This window comes from Sodalis sp. RH19 (assembly GCF_047324215.1).
Classification (GTDB): Bacteria; Pseudomonadota; Gammaproteobacteria; order Enterobacterales; family Enterobacteriaceae; genus Acerihabitans.
On sequence record NZ_CP178734.1, the window covers coordinates 1,104,100 to 1,120,719 of the forward strand.

A 16,620-nucleotide genomic window follows, 5' to 3' on the forward strand; every position below is an offset into this window, starting at 1 on the left:
GACCATCCCTTCATATTCATTAGGAACAGTCATAGGTGATATAGCGTGGAAAAGGCGACATCGCCGAGGAGGAGAAAATTACCATTAATGCACCATTTTCATAAGTCTATGCGGATTTGCGGACTGTTTTATACAGTGTGCGCCTGTTAAGTTTAGTGTTGGAATAATCGCTGCGTTGGCTCTGGAAACTCTGGATACGGCCCATTAACGCTTAATAGACCCAAAAACGACGGAATAGTCATGCCATGCCCACAAAATTGATCAATGGCAAAAAAAGAGTTATCACCACACTCACCGGTTCGTTACGACGGATCGTTAATATCCAACCTGAAGAGATCCCGGCGCTGGCATGGTCCTGGCTGTATGTGTTTGCCCTTTTCCTGGCTTATTATGTGTTGCGGCCGATTCGGGATGAGTTGGGCGTGGCGGGCGGCGTGCGCAATTTGCCCTGGCTTTTTACCGGCACGCTGCTGGCGATGCTGGCGGTGAATCCCCTGTTTGCCGCCGCGGTGCGGCGATGGCCGCGCGAGCGTTTTATTGCAGTAACCTATCGTTTTTTTATCGTCAACCTGCTTATCTTCATGCTGCTGATGACGGTGGCCACACCCGGCCAATCGGTGTGGGTCGGCAGGGCATTCTTTATTTGGGTTTCCGTCTTTAATCTGTTTGTGGTGTCGGTATTCTGGTCGTTTATCGTCGATGTGTTCGACCGTGAACAAGGCAAACGGCTGTTTGGTTTCCTGGCCGCCGGGGCGACGCTCGGCGGTTTGGTGGGGTCGAGCCTGACGGCGGGTTTTGTTGAAATGGTGGGGCAGAACGGTTTGCTTATCATTGCCATGATCCTGCTTGAGATGGCCGTGTTTGCTTCGCGCCGGCTGTCCAGGGTCAGCGATGTCTTCCAACGCCCCCTGCGGGGCGACGAATCCAATAAGGCCCTGGGCGGGGGACTGTTCGCCGGCATGACGCATACCTTTCGCTCCCCCTATTTATTGGGCATTGCGTTTTTCATGTTGTTTTATAGCGTCACCTCCACCTTTTTGTATTTTCAGCAGGCCAGTATTGCCGAGGGTAATTTTGTGAACAGCGCGGCCAGGACGGTATTTTTTGCCCGTATAGATTTCTGGGTGAATGCCATCACCCTGGTTTTACAGCTTTTCCTGACCGGACGTCTTATCGGCTGGCTGGGCGTGGTGGTCACTCTGTGCGCGCTGCCGCTGTTTAGCCTGGTGGGATTTGCCGGCATTGCCGCCTATCCGGCGATCGGTTTATTCGTCGTGGTACAGGTGATACGCCGGGTGACGAATTTCAGCCTGGCAAGGCCCACGCGCGAGGTCCTGTTCACCTCAGTGGCTCGCGAGGATCGTTATAAGGCAAAAAATTTCATCGATACCGTGGTGTATCGCGTCGGCGATCAGGTCGCAGGGTGGACCTATGCCGGACTGGTGGGGCTGGGGTTGAGCATGACGGGTATTTCCATCGTCGCCGTGCCGCTTTCCGCGCTTTGGCTCGGCTTAAGTGTCTGGCTTGGGACCCGCAGCCAGCTAACGCTATCCAGAACTGTTAACAGAGAGACTGATTGAGATGAAGCTTTCGCGCCATACGGCTGTGGTCGCCCGATATTTGGCGGAAAAGTCATATGCTAAATTGTTTCAGATTGATTCGCAATAATATCCCTAGGGCATTCAGATGCTCACTGAAATAGATACCGTATGGCCGATGAAAAATAATAGATGAATATTTATTTCATGTAATTTTACTAAAATAGCCAGTTGAATTAATGAAAAAAACTCACAGGCCTTATCAATATATCGGTATAGTCAATTTTATTTTATTAGCTATACTAAAGTATTCTTGTTCTTCGCTGATTTTATTAAAGAAAGTTATATTTACTGCGGTGTCACTCTATCAGCAATCAATGTTTCTAAAAGAATAGGGTGTTTGGATTCTTTAAGGGTTTCGCGATACGGAAAATTGATATTTCGTTTGTTGAAGCTAAGTTCATGCTTTTCTATATTTTAACTGAGCTTGCGCGAAAATTTAATACCTAAATTTTCAGGGACTCTAAGAATGCAAAATCTCGATATCATGGTCATTGAACACGCAATTAATTGGATTAAAACACAACCGGTGTGGCTTTGCACCGTATTGAACACGTTTGGCTCTTCCCCCCGCCCACCCGGCACCATGATGTCTATCAATATGGCAGGTCAATTCTGCGGTTCATTGTCAGGAGGGTGTATCGAAGAAGATTTTATTCGCAGGATACAGGAAGGTGAGTTCCGGCATGCAAGCCAGGTTGTCCGTTATGGCGAGGGCGGGTTGCCCCCTGATCGCACATTGCCCTGCGGCGGTGTGCTTGATATTCTTATTGAGTATTTACCCGTGGCATCGCACTATACAAACCGTCTTGTGGAATTGCACCAGGCGCTCCTAGGGCGATTTTCTTTGCGAAAAGTCGTTGCGCCGCCGTTTAGTTGCGAATCTCTTGAAAAAGCGGAATGGCGTAGCAGTACGGTGGTAGAACGTCATGATGAAAAAATCGTTCTGACTATTGCGGCAGCGCCGCGCGTCATCATCGCCGGCTTGTCAGAAGTGGCCATTTGTTGCATGGAATTTGCCGTTGGGCTGGGTTTCGAAACCATCATATGTGAGACTCGGGACGATATCCTTGATAACTTCAGACATCGCATTCACCGCCAGGCCATCCTGAAAAATGTATTTCCCGCCAGGTACCTGGAGCTCAATGGTTGCCATGCCAATACTGCAATAGTGGCATTGACGCATGATCCGCGTATTGATGATTTGACCTTAATGGAAGCGGTCAATACCCCGGCGTTTTATCTGGGTGTGATGGGGTCGGAGCGTAATAGCAATACCCGGTTACGCCGGCTGGCTGAAATAGGGGGGTTAACCTCTCAGCAACTGGAACGGGTGCATGCACCTATCGGCATCAATATTGGCAGTAAAACCCCGGCGGAAATTGCCTTGTCGGTTATGTGCCATATTGTGAAAGAAAAAAATCATATCCCGTAGCAAGGATTATAGGGGCTTATTGGTGATAAGCCCCTTCCTTATTAAATCAATTTATCCATGGTGATAGGCAGTTCCCTGATACGCTTGCCGGTCGCGTGAAACACCGCATTGCTTATCGCCGCGGCAACCCCGACAATACCCAATTCTCCCACGGCTTTACCGCCCATGGTTGTCGCCTTGTAGTCAGGCTGGCCCACATCAATGGTGACAATCTCGGGAACGTCGGCATTGACCGGCACCAGATAGTCAGCCAAATTATTATTGATCACCCGACCGTTATTAGGGTCGATAATGCCTTCCTCGAGCAATGATTGGCCCAGCCCCATAATCATACCGCCAATCCATTGGCTCCGTGCGAGCGTGGGATTAAAAATACGGCCACTATCAAAGGCGCCTACCATGCGTTTGACGCGTACGGTGCCAAAATCCTGATCAACCCTGACTTCGACGAATTGAGCGCTCCAGCTGTGGGCGGAAACATCCTGCGGCCGGGTCATGGTATTCAGTGCTCCCACAATTTTATCCCGCTCCTCAGACGATGCATCCTGCGAAAATGTGCCGCCTGTCACCTCCAGACGGTCCATATTCGCCACCTGAAGCAATCGTGATAGGGTGATGGTCTTACTGGGGCGCAGCGCCATACGGATTTCGCCATTAGCCAGCACTAAACGCCCGCGGTCAACCCCATGCAGCGGCGAATCCGGCGTCTCGACAGCCAAGGTCAACAAACGCTCCCTCATCAAAGAAGAGGTTTTATTCACTGCGGCCGCCAGATTGCCAGCGAGCTGGGAGCCACCGGCAACACCAGCCCTGGGCAAAAAGGTATCGCCAAGCTGCACGGTTATCTTTTCTGAGGGGATTTGCAGTACTTCCGCGGCCGTTTGCGCCAGTATGGTATAGGTCCCGGTCCCTATATCCGCCCCGGCGCTCTGCAAAATAAACCTGCCGTCGGGTTGCAAAATGAGTTTTGCTTCAGCGGGCTGAAGGTTTACCGGATAGGTTCCCGAGGCCATACCCCAGCCGATGAGCTCACGACCTTCGCGCATTGACCGCGGCGCCATGCTGCGCTTAACCCAGCCAAAGGCTTTCGCGCCTTCAAGGTAAGCTTCGCGCAACCGGCGCAGGCTCCAGGGTTTGTTGAGCTGATAGTCATGATCAGCCCAATTACGCAACCTGAGTTCAAGCGGATCGATATTAAGCGCATAAGCCATTTCATCCATCGCCACTTCCAAACCGAAGGCGCTGGGGTTTTCTCCCGGCGCGCGCATCCAGCCCGGAGTCACGGTATTGATAGGCACGACACGATGGCGGGACTGCACATTGGGAATGCCATACAGCCGCGCCGTCACACGATTGCAGTTCTCAGCGTAAACGTCGTCTAAGGATGTTTCACTAAAACTGTCGTGAATAATGGCCGTTATCTTGCCGTCACGCGTCGCGCCCATCTCTAAATGTTGTGAGGTCGCCGCTCGTCCGCCAAAACCGGTGAACGTCTGCGGCCGGGTTAACGACACTTTCACCGGACGTTTTAACTCCCGTGCCGCGGCACAGGCCAGCGCAACATGACTGTAGGGCACCGGTTTGGAGCCAAATCCCCCGCCGACATAAGGAGAAATAATGTGGACATCGCTCCTGTCGATGCCCATCCATTCGGCGATCTCCACCTGGGCGCCCGCCACCCACTGGCTTGGCTCCCATACCGTCAGCTTGTTATCTTGCCATTGGGCGATACAGGCATGGGGTTCCATCGGCATATTGTATTCGCGTGGCGTGATGTAATGGCCGCTTATTCTAACGTCGGCGCTGGCCATAGCCTGCTGTGCATTGCCGATATTGATGCTAAGCGCATCCATGTTTTTAGGCTTGGCGTTGGGATCGGTCGCCGCGATCAGGGCCTGCGTCTCCTGATACTCAACTTTAACCAGCGAGGCCGCATAGGTGGCTTGCTCAAAAGTCTCGGCAATCACAATACCGATATTTTGCCCGTTGTGGATAATCCGGTCATCCTGAAGCGGAGTATAGGTTGATTGCGCCGCTCCCCCCTGGGATATCGGCGTGGGTCTGTGTATCTTCAACGTGTTTAAATGGGTGTAAACGGCGACGACCCCTTGCGCACCCAGGGCGGCGTCCGTCTGCATACCGATAATTCGGCCGCTGGAAATGGTGGATTGAATGACGACGCCATAAAGTACATTGGCTACCTGGTGTTCAACAGCATAGGTGGCTGCTCCACTGACTTTCACCGCGCCGTCGCCCCTCGGGCGGGCGGCCCCCAGGGCCTCATATTTCCCGGTTTCGGGCGGCGTGGCGGTCCCGGTTTGTTGCGCCGCCTGCGCCGAACCAAAACCAATACCGCTTCCATTGACGACGGAAGCAATGGCTGTCGCTTTAAGCAAGCCGCGGCGTACCTTATCGGTTTCTTGCTTCATGATAATCCTCCTGCGGTGAGCAATGCGCGGGTAATAACCTTCGGCGCGAGCACCATTTTAAAATGATTGTGCTCCAATGGCCGGGCATCCGCGATGACCAACTGTGCCGCTTCACTGATGTTTTCTTCACTGAATGTCTTGCCGCGCAAGGCGTTTTCAACCTGGACTGCACGCCAGGGTTTGGTGGCCACGCCGCCGAGCGCAATATGCACATCACGGATCATTCGACCATCCAGTTCGATACCCACCGCCGCGCTGGCCGCGGCGAACTCATAGGACGCGCGATCGCGCACTTTCAAATAATAGGAGTGTTCCAACGCGGGAACACGTGGTATTTCGACAGCGATAATGATCTCATCTGGCGCAATGTCGTGTTCCTTGTCAGGCGTGGTTCCAGGTAATTGATAAAATTGTCCAATAGGGACACTGCGTTCACGCTGGGCGGTATTGCGTAATATCACTCTGGCGTCGAAGGCCGTGAGCGCGACCGCCAAATCTCCCGGATACACCGCGACACAGCTGGCGCTTGCGCCAAGTATCGCGTGATTACGGTTAATGCCCTTAAGAGCGGCGCACCCGGATCCGGGGTGACGCTTATTGCACGCGGAAAATGTTTCCGGATCGCGAAAATAAACGCAGCGGGTACGCTGGCGCAGGTTGCCGCCAATAGTCGCCATATTTCTGATCTGGGGAGAGGCGGCCTGCCAAAGACTGCCGTAAACAACCGGAGCGAGATTGCGGCAATCCGGATGAGCTGCCAATTCACTCATCCGTACCAGCGCCCCGAACCGGATGGACTGCGCCGAGAAAAAAATGTCGCTCAAACCGGGCAGGCGGGTGATATCGATAAGCCGCTGCGGTTTTTCAACATTACACTTCATCAAATCCAGTTGGGTTGTGCCGCCGGCCAGAATACGCCCGCCTTCAGGGGTGACCTGCGACAATGCATCATCTAAAGTTTGTGCCCGATGGTAAGAGAATTCATTCATGCCGACTCCTTATTCAGCGCAAGGGCCGCCTGTTTGATGGCATCGACGATATGCGGATAGGCGCCGCAGCGGCAGATATTGCCACTCATGTATTCGCGGATCTCTTGTTCGGATCCGGCATGTCCCTCCCTGATGCACGCCACCGCCGACATAATTTGTCCCGGTGTGCAATAACCGCACTGAAAAGCGTCATGTTGCAAAAAACACGCCTGTACAGGATGTAAAGTACCATCGCGTTTGACCAATCCCTCGATGGTTGTTATCTGTTTTTCGTCTGCTTGCGCCGCCAGGGTCAGGCAACTCAGCACGCGTTTCCCATCAATATGTACGGTACAGGCACCACATTGGCCTTGGTCACAGCCTTTTTTAGTGCCTGTCAGCGCCAGGTGCTCGCGCAGCACGTCCAGAAGGGTAACCCGGGGATCAACAGAAAGCTCATGAGGCTCACCATTGACAATGATGTTTAACGGTATGTTTTCAGCCATATTTGTATTCCAGTAATAAGTAGGATTCATCTTGAATGCAACAAGGTTGCGCTCTCGTTATAATGGCGAATGCAAATATCCCTTTGACAAGGTGTTACTATAAGATTTAGCTATGTAAGCATTAAATGATAAATATCGGATCGTTTACTCTTGGCATGGACATAACCCAATTTTGAGTCTAAAAATACCCATCTGAATAGAGAGTCGTAATCAGTATTTATTATAATAACGATTAACTGCTATATCTCAGCCACCGGTGCAGATTTCTAATCGCGCATCTACTTTTTTAATATTTAGAATCCCTTCTATTATCATCGCTAAAAACGCTTTATTTTCTAATGATATGAACGTTTTTTAACTTAAATCATGACAGCATGAAACCGCGATAGCGTCATATATAACGTAGGGTCATGTTGTCTCTATCCTATGCCGTAAAATTCAAAACGCTGACATTCAGTAAACATTTTCACCGTGTAAGTTTAACAGGTGGGCAGCAATTGATTATTGTTGAAACTTGCTAGGCTTAGTGAAAATTATTCATAACTGTTCATCATATGATCTGGTTGTGTCGCCATTAAATCATGAATAAAAGGCGATAGATTTAGTGATTAAATCTCTTTAACGCATTGATTAATAGCATTTAATACATAAATTTATACCTGTGTCATTCCGAGTTTGGAAAACACGCCTCGATTCGCCACCCGATCTTTGGCAACACAATATTTCATACCTAATGAAGATAGCCGCGTTTTGGCGAGAGGATGCAATGTGTCATGGGTTCATTGATCAGGTATAGCATAAGGTTAACAAGATCTTGATTATCAGTCACAAAATGCCTAAACCACAATAAAGTTAACCTTCCAGATGTGAGATGTATAATTATAATGGTTAATCATGATATCGACGGTTGTACGTTATGGGGCGATTCATCGAATGTGTTGCGAGAGGGCAAGGGCAATGCTTCCTGTTGGTATACTGATTGCCGCCGCCGGTCACGGGCTTCGATATAGAACAGCCGGCGGTATAGGACTCAAACTCGAGCATCTGCTTGATAATGGCGTCACTGTGTTCCAGCAGACCTTGCTCAATGCGAGTCGTTCTGGCCTACCAATTCACGTTGTGACTCGTTCCTCTTACACGTCAATTCATCAGATATGCCGGACTTTCCACGTGACTTTTAGCTGTGCTGATACCGATGGGCTTGGAGAAACGATTGCCGCGGGGGTAAATACGTGTCGGGGCTGGAAAGGGTGGTTGGTACAATTAGCTGATATGCCTTTTGTCAGCCACGCTATTTATCAGCAAGTTGCACTTGCGCTTGACCAGCATGTGACTGTCAGGCCGGTATATCGTCATCAACCAGGGCATCCGGTAGGTTTTTCCGCGCAGGCGATTGATGTGCTTTTGCAATTGCGGGGCGTTTGTGGGGCAAAAGAGGTGCTGAGAAGGTATCCCCCCTTGCTAATAGATGTTAACGATAGCGGGGTGATTACCGATATCGACCTGCCGCCCAAGCCTGATGCACAAGTAATCTGATGTAACTATTGTTAATTTCAAGATGGATAGGGTGTCACGGCGTGGAAATAGCCATCGGGACGCTTCGGCCCTTGACCTCGGCTGCGTGTGATTAATTCATGGTTATGCCGCGGAAATAAACCATGCGGTAAGGTGAAAGGCATACCGCGGCGCATAAGGGAGTTTGAGGGTATTGAAAAGGCGGTATATGGGAAAATTTTCATTTGAGGCCATAGGAACCCGATGGGAAATCGAGACGCTTATCCCATTGGGGACCGGTGTGCGTCAATCCATCCTTGATAGGATCGCGCTATTTGAGGCGGTTTATTCGCGCTTTCGAGCAGATTCTCTGGTGTCTCGAATCGCCGCGGCGCCCAATGGAGGATGTTTTGATTTTCCTGAGGATGCGCACGCATTATTCTCTCTCTATGACCGGCTGCACGCCATAACCGGCGGTGCCGTGGATCCCTTGGTGGGGCGTGCCCTCGAATTGCTCGGTTATGACAGAAATTATACGCTTAAACCCGCGCCTGACCTGGTCAGGAACGCAGTAATAGAGAGTGACACAGCGGTCTGGTCGAAGGACATTATGCGTCAGGGAACTTCGCTTAACACACGCAGGGCTGTTGTGATCGATGTTGGCGCTGTGGGAAAAGGTTACCTGGTGGACATGGTTTCTGAAATTCTCCGAGATGCAGGTTTTGACCAGTTTGTCGTCGATGGCAGTGGTGATATCCGTCACTTTGGGAGATCCACCCTCCGGATTGGGCTGGAGCATCCGTTCAATCCCACAATGGCGATCGGGGTTGCCGCTTTACAGGGACGCGCGCTGTGTGCATCCGCAGTTAACCGACGGGCATGGGGTGATGGACTCCATCATGTGCTTGATGCCCGCACAGGACTACCGGTTCGAGATGTCGTTGCAACCTGGGCTGTTGCCGACGATGCCGCCACCGCGGATGGCCTGGCGACGGCGCTGTTTTTTGTCGGACAGGAACAACTGGTGGATTATTTCGATTTCGAATTTGTAAGGATGTTTGCCGATGGACACGCAGAAGCTTCCGGGAATTTTAAAGGTGAACTCTATTTCTGAGGTTTGCGAAACGCTAACGGTTGCACAGAACATTGCTTACCGCCAGAGCCGTTAATCCGGCGCTGACGTGAAGTTATTTATTAATTTCATTCAACATTGAATGCGTTATAACCCTCTTAATTAAAGTCAGCTTCCTACGTAAGATGGGTCGTGCTGAAAAAGAATTCAATGTGAGGACATAAATGTCATCCCGGCTTGGCGCTATGCCCTGTTTGCACCTTATAGCTTTAATGAGGACCGTTTGTCGCATTTGAATTCATCGATGCTGGATTTAGACAAACACAGACCACTGGCAATGCCGCTTCCGTTCGGGTTCTCAATGTGCTTCTTATTCGGGCGTCACCGACTGCCGCACCGCCCGCTTACGTCGATCTCTGGGGTGATGGTTTGTCTCGACAAAGAGGCAAAGCAATGCAGCAATTCACACGATGGCGGAGCCGTGCGATATAACATCTTATTGATATCACTCAGGGAGTGTGCGACATGAATTGTTTCGCCTGCAAAATATTTCTGACGCTCATGCTTGCTCATTTACTGTTAGCCGGCACTGCCATCGCCGCTTCGAAGCAGCCGCAGGCGGCTTTACAATCAACTGAAAGTGATCCCGGACCGGAGAAGCTAATGAGTACAAATAAACCTGTTGTCCTGGTTGTCGGTGCAAGCGGTAGCATCGGCAGACCGGTCGTCGCGGAAGCATTCAGGAAGGGATATGAGACCAGGGCTCTGGTGCGTGATCCGGGCCAGGCGAAATTGTTCCCCGCTGGCGTCCAGGTCGTCGTGGGTGACCTGACCCGGGCCGAGACACTGCACGACGCGGTCGCAGGCGTCACAGGCATCATCTTCACACATGGCATCAGCGGGAACGATCCGCAAGGAGCCGAGCAGGTGAACTACGGCGCGGTGCGCAACATCTTGAGCGTTTTGCAAGCCCCGGCGCGGATCGCTCTAATGACCACGGTCGGTGTCACGAAACCCACTATCGGACACGACTGGAAGCGGCGTGGGGAGCGGCTTGTGCGCGCCAGTGGTCTGCCTTACACCATCGTTCGTCCCGGATGGTTTGACTACAATACACCCGAACAGCACCGTCTCGTGATGCGACAAGGAGACACGCACTGGGCCGGATCGCCTTCCGACGGTGTGGTTGCCCGTGCCCAGATCGCCCAGGTCCTCGTCGCTTCGCTGACCTCGCCTGCCGCGAATCGCAAAACCTTTGAGCTGGTCGCCGAACAAGGCGCTGCCCAGTCCGATCTGGAGCCGCTTTTCTCGGCACTGCCGGTCGATCCTATCGACGGCTACGACGCCATTCGGGACCGGGACAGTTTACCCCTCGCCAAGGAACCCCCCACGTTTATCCGCGAACTTAATGCTGTCCGTGGGCGGTTCAAAGACTGAGTTCCATCGGGGAAGTGCTGATGGATTCCTCTGACTGTGCTCTCGGGGGCTTTATATCAGTGATCTCTTCCCATTAAACATTACTAGCCTGGCGATGGATTAACCAGAGGGGGGACTGGTCATAGTATGGCATACGTCACTGGTTTATGAATATCTTAATATAACTATATTTCAGCAATACTTCTTTTATAGAAGTTGATTATTAGCCCTACTGTTTTTTAGTATAAAGCTATGTTTTTGCGGTAATTTATTTTTTATCAAACAACTGTCACTCAATTTTAGTTACGACTTTTCAAAAAGTGCATTCATGATGATCGAATCATAATACCCCCAGATTTTTACAATTTGTTTATCCTTTATGCGCAGTACCCAGCAGTATTGCATATTGAAGTTCACGCCGTTTTTACCTTTACCGCCTGTAGCATGGAAACGCAGGCAGGCATAATCTCCGTCAACTATCATTGCATCGATGATCGGCACAGGCCATGATTCCAGTTTGTCATCAAGGTGGTTAAGAAGATTATTCCTGTAGTTTATCTTCCCCCGATAGCATCCTGAAACTGGCGAAGTTCCCAGTGCATTAAATTCCAGATCCTCGTGTAATGCGGCCATAAAATTCTCTCCCCATCCTTGGTTGGCTACCGACTGGAAAAGCGACGATAAGAACTGGCGATTTTCTTCACTCATTATGTATCTCCTGGCTGTTTATGAATTCTGACGTGTGCTTTTAAGAATATCAGAGAGACCGCGGGCTAACAGTTGACGCGGCGCATCGGTTCCGTCGACAGGAAGAAGCGTTCTGCTGCGTATTTTCCAGCGATTATCGTGACGTTCCAGCTCCCAACGATTAACCACTACCCGATGGATACGATACCCGGTAGAATATCCATGGTTGGCCATCTCACGTGGTTCTCCCTGTTGATCCAACTGTAATAGCTGTAAATAGGAGGTGACAATAGCCGTATCGCCTCGTAAGTCGATAAGCGGCAGCCCGGCAAAATGTGCTAGTCCGCTTTTAATTGCCTTTTCATGTGCTGGTCTGAGAATAAATGCTGCGATCGCGTTCACGCCTTTAGCACCATCTAACCCTTCACCTCGATTAAACACACCATCCTCCATATAAACAGAGGCCGTATATTCAGCGAGCCCGCTGTCGGCACTGGGGGGATGAGAGGCAATAAGCTCATAAATGGCCAGCTTATCTTCCGTTATCTGCAGTCGTTGTTCTAAGGTAAGTCGGTTTCTGTCAACCATTAGCCCCTTCTCCTAGTTTGCTGGTTTGTCTGGATTGCCGCTATTATAATTGTTCTTTTTAATTAATTAATACAGCCATAACTGGATGCAGTTATTAGAGCAATTTAATAATAGAGAGGTAGTAATGATTAGCCGTTCGGATTTTTTGGCGCTTAAGACTTTTATCATGGTGGCGGAGAAACTGAACTTCAGGGCTGTGGCGGACAAACTCGGTATATCCGCCTCTGCGGTCAGCCAACAAATCCAGGGACTTGAAGAGCGCTTGGGATTGAGACTTTTAAATCGCACCACACGCTCAGTGTGTCTCACTGAGGAGGGGCGAGTGCTGTATCTTCAAACTGCGCCATTACTGGAAAATCTTGCCGATGCGTTCATGCAAGCGCATTCGCGAAGCAGTATCGTTAAAGGAAATATTCGAATTCATGCCTTTCGTTCGGCTGCTGAAATGTTTCTGGATTGTAAGGTAGCGGGTTTTCTTGCCTCTTTCCCCGATGTGCATATTGATCTCACGATAAATGACTGCCCCGCGGATCTTATGGCGGGACGATTCGATCTCTCTCTACGGCTTGGTGAAGTACTTGACCCAGGATTAGTTGCGGTTCCCATTGGTGAGCGGTTACATCAAATAGTGGTGGCCGCGCCATCCTATCTTGAAGCACGTGGAAACATTAAACAGCCGGAAGATTTAAGCCAGCATAATTGCATTGGCTGGCGTTGGCCGGGCAAGGTGACCCCAGAGCCCTGGCAGTTTTCTTTTAATGGACAGTTAAAAAATATTTCCGTTACAGGAAATCTGGTAGTGGATGACCGGGAACGTCAATATCGGGCTGCCATCGCGGGGATCGGCGTTGCTCAGGTCACAGCGGAAAGAGTGAGTGTTCATCTCGACTCTGGCGCGCTTCATCGCGTTCTCGAGGCATGGGAGAGTCAGTTTGATGGATATTACCTTTGCTGGATCGTGGGTAAAGCTATATCGCCAGCGATGAGGGCATTTATTGACTGGTTGCGAAACGGATAATTTAGCCGGGGTTGTATCAATACTAGCAAGTCCTGGTTGTTCACTGATTTCACTGCTGGATCAGGCTACTTTGTTTCCATGAACCATTCCGGCCTGCCGTTGGTGCTTGAGTCGGTAGTTTTCGCCGGCAATCGGCACGATATGGGCATGATGCAGCAGCCGATCCAGTAGTGCCGCCGTCAGGGTGGCGTCATGCGCGAACGTTGCATCCCACTGCCCGAACGGCAGGTTACTGGTCACGATTAAACTGCCCTTTTCGTAGAGCGCCGCGATCACCTGGAAGAACAGGTTGGCCTGCTCGCGGTTCATCGGTAGATAGCCTATTTCATCGATGATAAGCAGGCGGTAAGCCTTGATGGCCCGGCGCATCACCGTTTTGCGCGTGTGCCGTGCTCAACGCCAGCAGCAAGTCCGATGCTGTCGTAAAACGCGTTTTGATGTTGGCCTGCGTTGCCTTGTAACCCAGCGCCATCGCCAAATGGGTTTTGCCCACGCCGCTGGGGCCGACCAACACCACGTTCTCGTTGCGTTCGATAAATCCCAGTCCGGCCAGTTCTTCAATCTGGCTGCGCTTAACGCCTTTGGCGAAGTCATAGTTGAACTGTTCCAGCGTCTTGATCGCCGGGAAGCCCGCCATGCGTGTCATCATGCTTTGTTTTCGCACGTTCCGTCCCGCGACCTCTTTGCGCAGCAACGCCTCCAGGAAGTCGCTGTAAGCCGTCTCATCCTTGGCCGCCTGCTGAGCCGCCGCGCCGTAGCCTTGTGCCATGAAGGAGAGCTTCAGAGTCTCGCACAACCGGGCTATCCGTTCATGTTGTAAGTTCATACCGCCATCCCTTGCCGGACGTTGAACAGCAGTTGCTCATAGACGGCCAGGGGTGCTGCTCAGGCGTCGTTTCTGCCAGCCGCTCAGGCACGATTGCCGGCCGACGTGGCGGGGCGGGCTCCTTTGCGGCTTGCCCTTGTGGCCGCGCAGCAGCGATATTCCCGCGCCAGGGCACAGCCAGCGCCTGTAGACAGGGCACTTCCTTTGCCAGCCGTGCCGCCGGCCTTTCCTGTGTCGTGCCGTGCACCCGGTCGTTGGCAACTTCTCGCAGCCAACGCGCCACTTCGGCATTGGCGGTGACGACATCGAGCTGCAAGCCGCTCTGGCTCAGACGACTTGCCGGCGGCACATAAAACGAACGCCACAAGTAACCGTTGAAGCGCTCGACCTTGCCCTTTGTCTGCGCGCGGTAGGGTTGGCACATTTCGGGAAGATGTGATTGTTCATGTTGGCAAGCAGACGTACGGAGTGGTTCTGTGACCAGGTTCGATTGCTTTTATGCCAGGTTAATGCAACGTGTTTAAAGGATTTTTCAGGGGAGCTGGCAGCTATCTCTGCGATACGTTGCTGTGCTGGATTGATATTCTGCGCCAGCGGCTTGCGTATGCCATCACGTTGCTGCCGGGTGTAAGCCAGAGAAACATCGGGATAAGCCCCTAAGCCAAGCCGGGATTCCTTACCATTGATGCGATATTTGATATAGCAGAGACGTGAACCGCCGGGATTGATCAAAAGGTACAGGCCATGAGAATCGGAAACTTTGAAGGGTTTAGCGGATGGTTTTGAGCTGCGGATTTTTGTGTCGTTAAGAGACATTTGGGGGTCACTCCGTCATCGAACCAACTTGACCCCAAATCTGACCACCAAATTCTCCCGATGCAGAGGGAAAACTGAAAATGCATCGGGAAGATTTCTCACGCTAACTTATTGAATATGAACCACATAGGGATTCGTAAAGCGGCATGAAAACAAGAAATTGGCTCCTCTGACTGGACTCGAACCAGTGACATACGGATTAACAGTCCGCCGTTCTACCGACTGAACTACAGAGGAATCGCTGGGTTCGCATAATAGCGATGGTGGTGGGCGATGTCAAAGGGGGAAGGGACGTAAAGGGTCTGTTTGCTCAGAGATTGCGCATTCGCCCGCATCCCGCCGCAATGCGGCGGGATTTTCTAGCGGATTATTATAAAAAGCCGTAGGCGGCGGCCAGGATCCAGCCGACAAGGCTTGAGACGCCCACGCCAATCAGGCCCACCAGGATAAAGCTGTGGTTGATGACATACTTGCCGATATGGGTGGTGCCGGAACGGTCAAACTGGATAGCCGCCAGGTCGCTGGGATAGGTCGGCAGGATATAATAGCCGTAGCAGGCGGGCGCCGAGGCGACGATATAGGCCGGGTCGACGCCGATGGCCAGGGCCAGGGGCACAATCGCCGCCAGCGCCGCGGCCTGGGAGTTGACGAACTTCGAGACCACCAGCAGCGCCAGCGCGTAGGCCCAGGGATGGACCTTGATAATGGCGCCGAGGCTGGCTTCGATTTCGGCCAGGTGCGCGCCGAAGATGGTTTCCGCCATCCAGGCGATGCCGTAGACCGCCACGATGGCAATCATGCCGGAGCGGAAGACTTCGTTTTTCGAGATGGCCGCCGGGTTGGTCTTGGTGGCGATGATAATCAGGGCGCCGGAAAACAGCATGCACATCTGGATAACCAATACCATCGACAGCCGTTTGCCGCCGAACACCGGCAGCAGCTGCGGCATCGCGCCCAGCAGCGCGACGACGGCGATGGTGGCGAGGAAAATCCACATCGCCACCCAGTTGCTGCGCGGCAGCTTCTGGTTGAGCAGGGTGGCGGTATCGCCGTAGACATAGTGGCGGTTTTCGGGGTCGGCGATAAATTTCTGGAACACCTCGTCCTTATCCAGGTCCTTGCCGCGGAACCAGCTGAAAATGCCGATGGCCAGGATGCCGCACAGGGTGGAGGGAACGGTGATGGCCAGCAGGTCGAGGAAGTCGAGGTGGCGGCCGTTAAAAGACACATTGCCGAGCATGGCCACCAGGGAGACCACCGCGACCGACACGGGGCTGGCGATAATACCCATCTGGGCGCCGACGGAGCTGGCGGCCATGGGACGTTCGGGGCGGATATTATTTTTAATCGCCACGTCGTAGATGATGGGCAAAATGGTGTAGACCACATGGCCGGTGCCGCAGAGGATGGTCAGGCAGCAGGTGACGAAGGGGGCGACGATGGAGACGTATTTGGGGTTGCGCCGCAGGAGTCGCTCGGCGATTTGTAGCATGACGTCCAGGCCGCCGGAGGCTTGCAGGGTGGCGGAGGCGGCGACCACGGCGATAATCACCAGCATGACGTCGACCGGGGGTTTACCGGGTTCGAGATGGAAGACGAAGACCAGGATAACCAGCCCGATACCGCCCAGGAGGCCGAGGGCGATACCGCCCTTTCTGGCGCCGTATAACAGACAGGCCAGAATAACGGCCAGTTGAATAAAGAAGTCCATACATTCCTCAAAGAAAGTTAACGTTTTTTGTTAACCGCTAATATCGGCCTGTTGAC

12 protein-coding genes, 1 tRNA gene and 3 pseudogenes are annotated in these 16,620 nt (G+C 52.0%); 6 read left to right on the forward strand and 10 right to left on the reverse strand.

Annotation, left to right across the window (positions count from 1 at the left end; translation table 11 throughout):
- Window positions 1–245 precede the first annotated feature (245 nt).
- The gene (locus tag ACL2XF_RS04985; protein ID WP_413728147.1) at window positions 246–1,580 is read left to right on the forward strand and encodes an NTP/NDP exchange transporter; all 1,335 of its coding nucleotides are present in this window, start codon (window positions 246–248) and stop codon (window positions 1,578–1,580) included.
- A 487-nt stretch (window positions 1,581–2,067) separates the two neighbouring features.
- Window positions 2,068–3,033 (forward strand): XdhC family protein, encoded by a 966-nt coding sequence (locus tag ACL2XF_RS04990; RefSeq protein WP_413728148.1) that lies wholly within the window; start codon window positions 2,068–2,070, stop codon window positions 3,031–3,033.
- A gap of 41 nt (window positions 3,034–3,074) precedes the next feature.
- Here ACL2XF_RS04990 and ACL2XF_RS04995 read toward each other — a convergent pair whose 3' ends face one another.
- The 3 genes from ACL2XF_RS04995 to ACL2XF_RS05005 are packed head-to-tail and all read right to left on the reverse strand — an operon-like array spanning window position 3,075 to window position 6,936.
- The gene (locus ACL2XF_RS04995) at window positions 3,075–5,462 is read right to left on the reverse strand and encodes a xanthine dehydrogenase family protein molybdopterin-binding subunit (RefSeq protein WP_413728149.1); all 2,388 of its coding nucleotides are present in this window, start codon (window positions 5,460–5,462) and stop codon (window positions 3,075–3,077) included.
- Window positions 5,459–6,451, reverse strand: a complete 993-nt coding sequence (locus tag ACL2XF_RS05000; RefSeq protein WP_413723081.1) for an FAD binding domain-containing protein — start codon at window positions 6,449–6,451, stop codon at window positions 5,459–5,461. The genes ACL2XF_RS04995 and ACL2XF_RS05000 overlap by 4 nt, the downstream gene beginning before the upstream one ends.
- Entirely contained in the window at window positions 6,448–6,936 is a 489-nt protein-coding gene (locus tag ACL2XF_RS05005; RefSeq protein WP_413728150.1) for a (2Fe-2S)-binding protein, read from the reverse strand. Before ACL2XF_RS05005 ends, ACL2XF_RS05000 begins: the two co-directional genes overlap by 4 nt.
- 957 nt (window positions 6,937–7,893) lie before the next feature.
- Between ACL2XF_RS05005 and ACL2XF_RS05010 the strand changes: the two genes are divergently transcribed.
- From ACL2XF_RS05010 to ACL2XF_RS05020, 3 genes are all read left to right on the forward strand, one after another.
- Window positions 7,894–8,472, forward strand: coding sequence for a nucleotidyltransferase family protein (locus tag ACL2XF_RS05010; protein WP_413728151.1), 579 nt, complete (start codon window positions 7,894–7,896; stop codon window positions 8,470–8,472).
- 187 nt (window positions 8,473–8,659) lie between these two features.
- Window positions 8,660–9,544, forward strand: a complete 885-nt coding sequence (locus tag ACL2XF_RS05015) for an FAD:protein FMN transferase (RefSeq protein ID WP_413728152.1) — start codon at window positions 8,660–8,662, stop codon at window positions 9,542–9,544.
- 483 nt (window positions 9,545–10,027) lie between these two features.
- Entirely contained in the window at window positions 10,028–10,939 is a 912-nt protein-coding gene (locus ACL2XF_RS05020; protein ID WP_413723077.1) for an SDR family oxidoreductase, read from the forward strand.
- Between the two features lie 282 nt (window positions 10,940–11,221).
- On the opposite strand, the gene ACL2XF_RS05025 is transcribed toward ACL2XF_RS05020, so the two are convergent.
- Window positions 11,222–11,626, reverse strand: a complete 405-nt coding sequence (locus ACL2XF_RS05025) for a nuclear transport factor 2 family protein (RefSeq protein WP_413728153.1) — start codon at window positions 11,624–11,626, stop codon at window positions 11,222–11,224.
- A gap of 18 nt (window positions 11,627–11,644) precedes the next feature.
- Window positions 11,645–12,193 carry a nuclear transport factor 2 family protein gene (locus ACL2XF_RS05030; RefSeq protein ID WP_413723075.1) on the reverse strand — a complete coding sequence of 183 codons (549 nt, stop codon included), beginning with the start codon at window positions 12,191–12,193 and terminating at the stop codon, window positions 11,645–11,647.
- An 85-nt stretch (window positions 12,194–12,278) separates the two neighbouring features.
- On the opposite strand from ACL2XF_RS05030, the gene ACL2XF_RS05035 reads away from it, so the two are divergent.
- Entirely contained in the window at window positions 12,279–13,211 is a 933-nt protein-coding gene (locus tag ACL2XF_RS05035) for a LysR family transcriptional regulator (protein WP_413728154.1), read from the forward strand.
- Between the two features lie 60 nt (window positions 13,212–13,271).
- Here ACL2XF_RS05035 and istB read toward each other — a convergent pair.
- The 5 genes and pseudogenes from istB to ACL2XF_RS05060 form a co-directional block, all read right to left on the reverse strand.
- Window positions 13,272–14,037, reverse strand: a pseudogene (gene istB, locus ACL2XF_RS05040) (IS21-like element helper ATPase IstB).
- Window positions 14,034–14,470, reverse strand: a pseudogene (locus tag ACL2XF_RS05045) (IS21 family transposase); the annotation flags it as partial. The pseudogenes ACL2XF_RS05045 and istB, both read right to left, overlap by 4 nt.
- Window positions 14,464–14,853 (reverse strand): annotated as a pseudogene (locus tag ACL2XF_RS05050) (Arm DNA-binding domain-containing protein); the annotation flags it as partial. The pseudogenes ACL2XF_RS05045 and ACL2XF_RS05050, both read right to left, overlap by 7 nt.
- A 161-nt stretch (window positions 14,854–15,014) precedes the next feature.
- Window positions 15,015–15,090, reverse strand: a tRNA-Asn gene (locus ACL2XF_RS05055).
- A 133-nt stretch (window positions 15,091–15,223) separates the two neighbouring features.
- Entirely contained in the window at window positions 15,224–16,564 is a 1,341-nt protein-coding gene (locus ACL2XF_RS05060; RefSeq protein ID WP_413728155.1) for an anaerobic C4-dicarboxylate transporter, read from the reverse strand.
- Between the last annotated feature and the right edge of the window lie 56 nt (window positions 16,565–16,620).

Excerpts from the sequence above, each read along its gene's own strand:
- ACL2XF_RS04985 (WP_413728147.1), top strand. The coding sequence starts at position 246 with ATGCCCACAAAATTGATCAATGGCAAAAAAAGAGTTATCACCACACTC.
- ACL2XF_RS04990 (WP_413728148.1), top strand. The coding sequence starts at position 2,068 with ATGCAAAATCTCGATATCATGGTCATTGAACACGCAATTAATTGGATT.
- ACL2XF_RS04995 (WP_413728149.1), bottom strand. The coding sequence starts at position 5,462 with ATGAAGCAAGAAACCGATAAGGTACGCCGCGGCTTGCTTAAAGCGACA.
- ACL2XF_RS05000 (WP_413723081.1), bottom strand. The coding sequence starts at position 6,451 with ATGAATGAATTCTCTTACCATCGGGCACAAACTTTAGATGATGCATTG.
- ACL2XF_RS05005 (WP_413728150.1), bottom strand. The coding sequence starts at position 6,936 with ATGGCTGAAAACATACCGTTAAACATCATTGTCAATGGTGAGCCTCAT.
- ACL2XF_RS05010 (WP_413728151.1), top strand. The coding sequence starts at position 7,894 with ATGCTTCCTGTTGGTATACTGATTGCCGCCGCCGGTCACGGGCTTCGA.
- ACL2XF_RS05015 (WP_413728152.1), top strand. The coding sequence starts at position 8,660 with ATGGGAAAATTTTCATTTGAGGCCATAGGAACCCGATGGGAAATCGAG.
- ACL2XF_RS05020 (WP_413723077.1), top strand. The coding sequence starts at position 10,028 with ATGAATTGTTTCGCCTGCAAAATATTTCTGACGCTCATGCTTGCTCAT.
- ACL2XF_RS05025 (WP_413728153.1), bottom strand. The coding sequence starts at position 11,626 with ATGAGTGAAGAAAATCGCCAGTTCTTATCGTCGCTTTTCCAGTCGGTA.
- ACL2XF_RS05030 (WP_413723075.1), bottom strand. The coding sequence starts at position 12,193 with ATGGTTGACAGAAACCGACTTACCTTAGAACAACGACTGCAGATAACG.
- ACL2XF_RS05035 (WP_413728154.1), top strand. The coding sequence starts at position 12,279 with ATGCAGTTATTAGAGCAATTTAATAATAGAGAGGTAGTAATGATTAGC.
- ACL2XF_RS05060 (WP_413728155.1), bottom strand. The coding sequence starts at position 16,564 with ATGGACTTCTTTATTCAACTGGCCGTTATTCTGGCCTGTCTGTTATAC.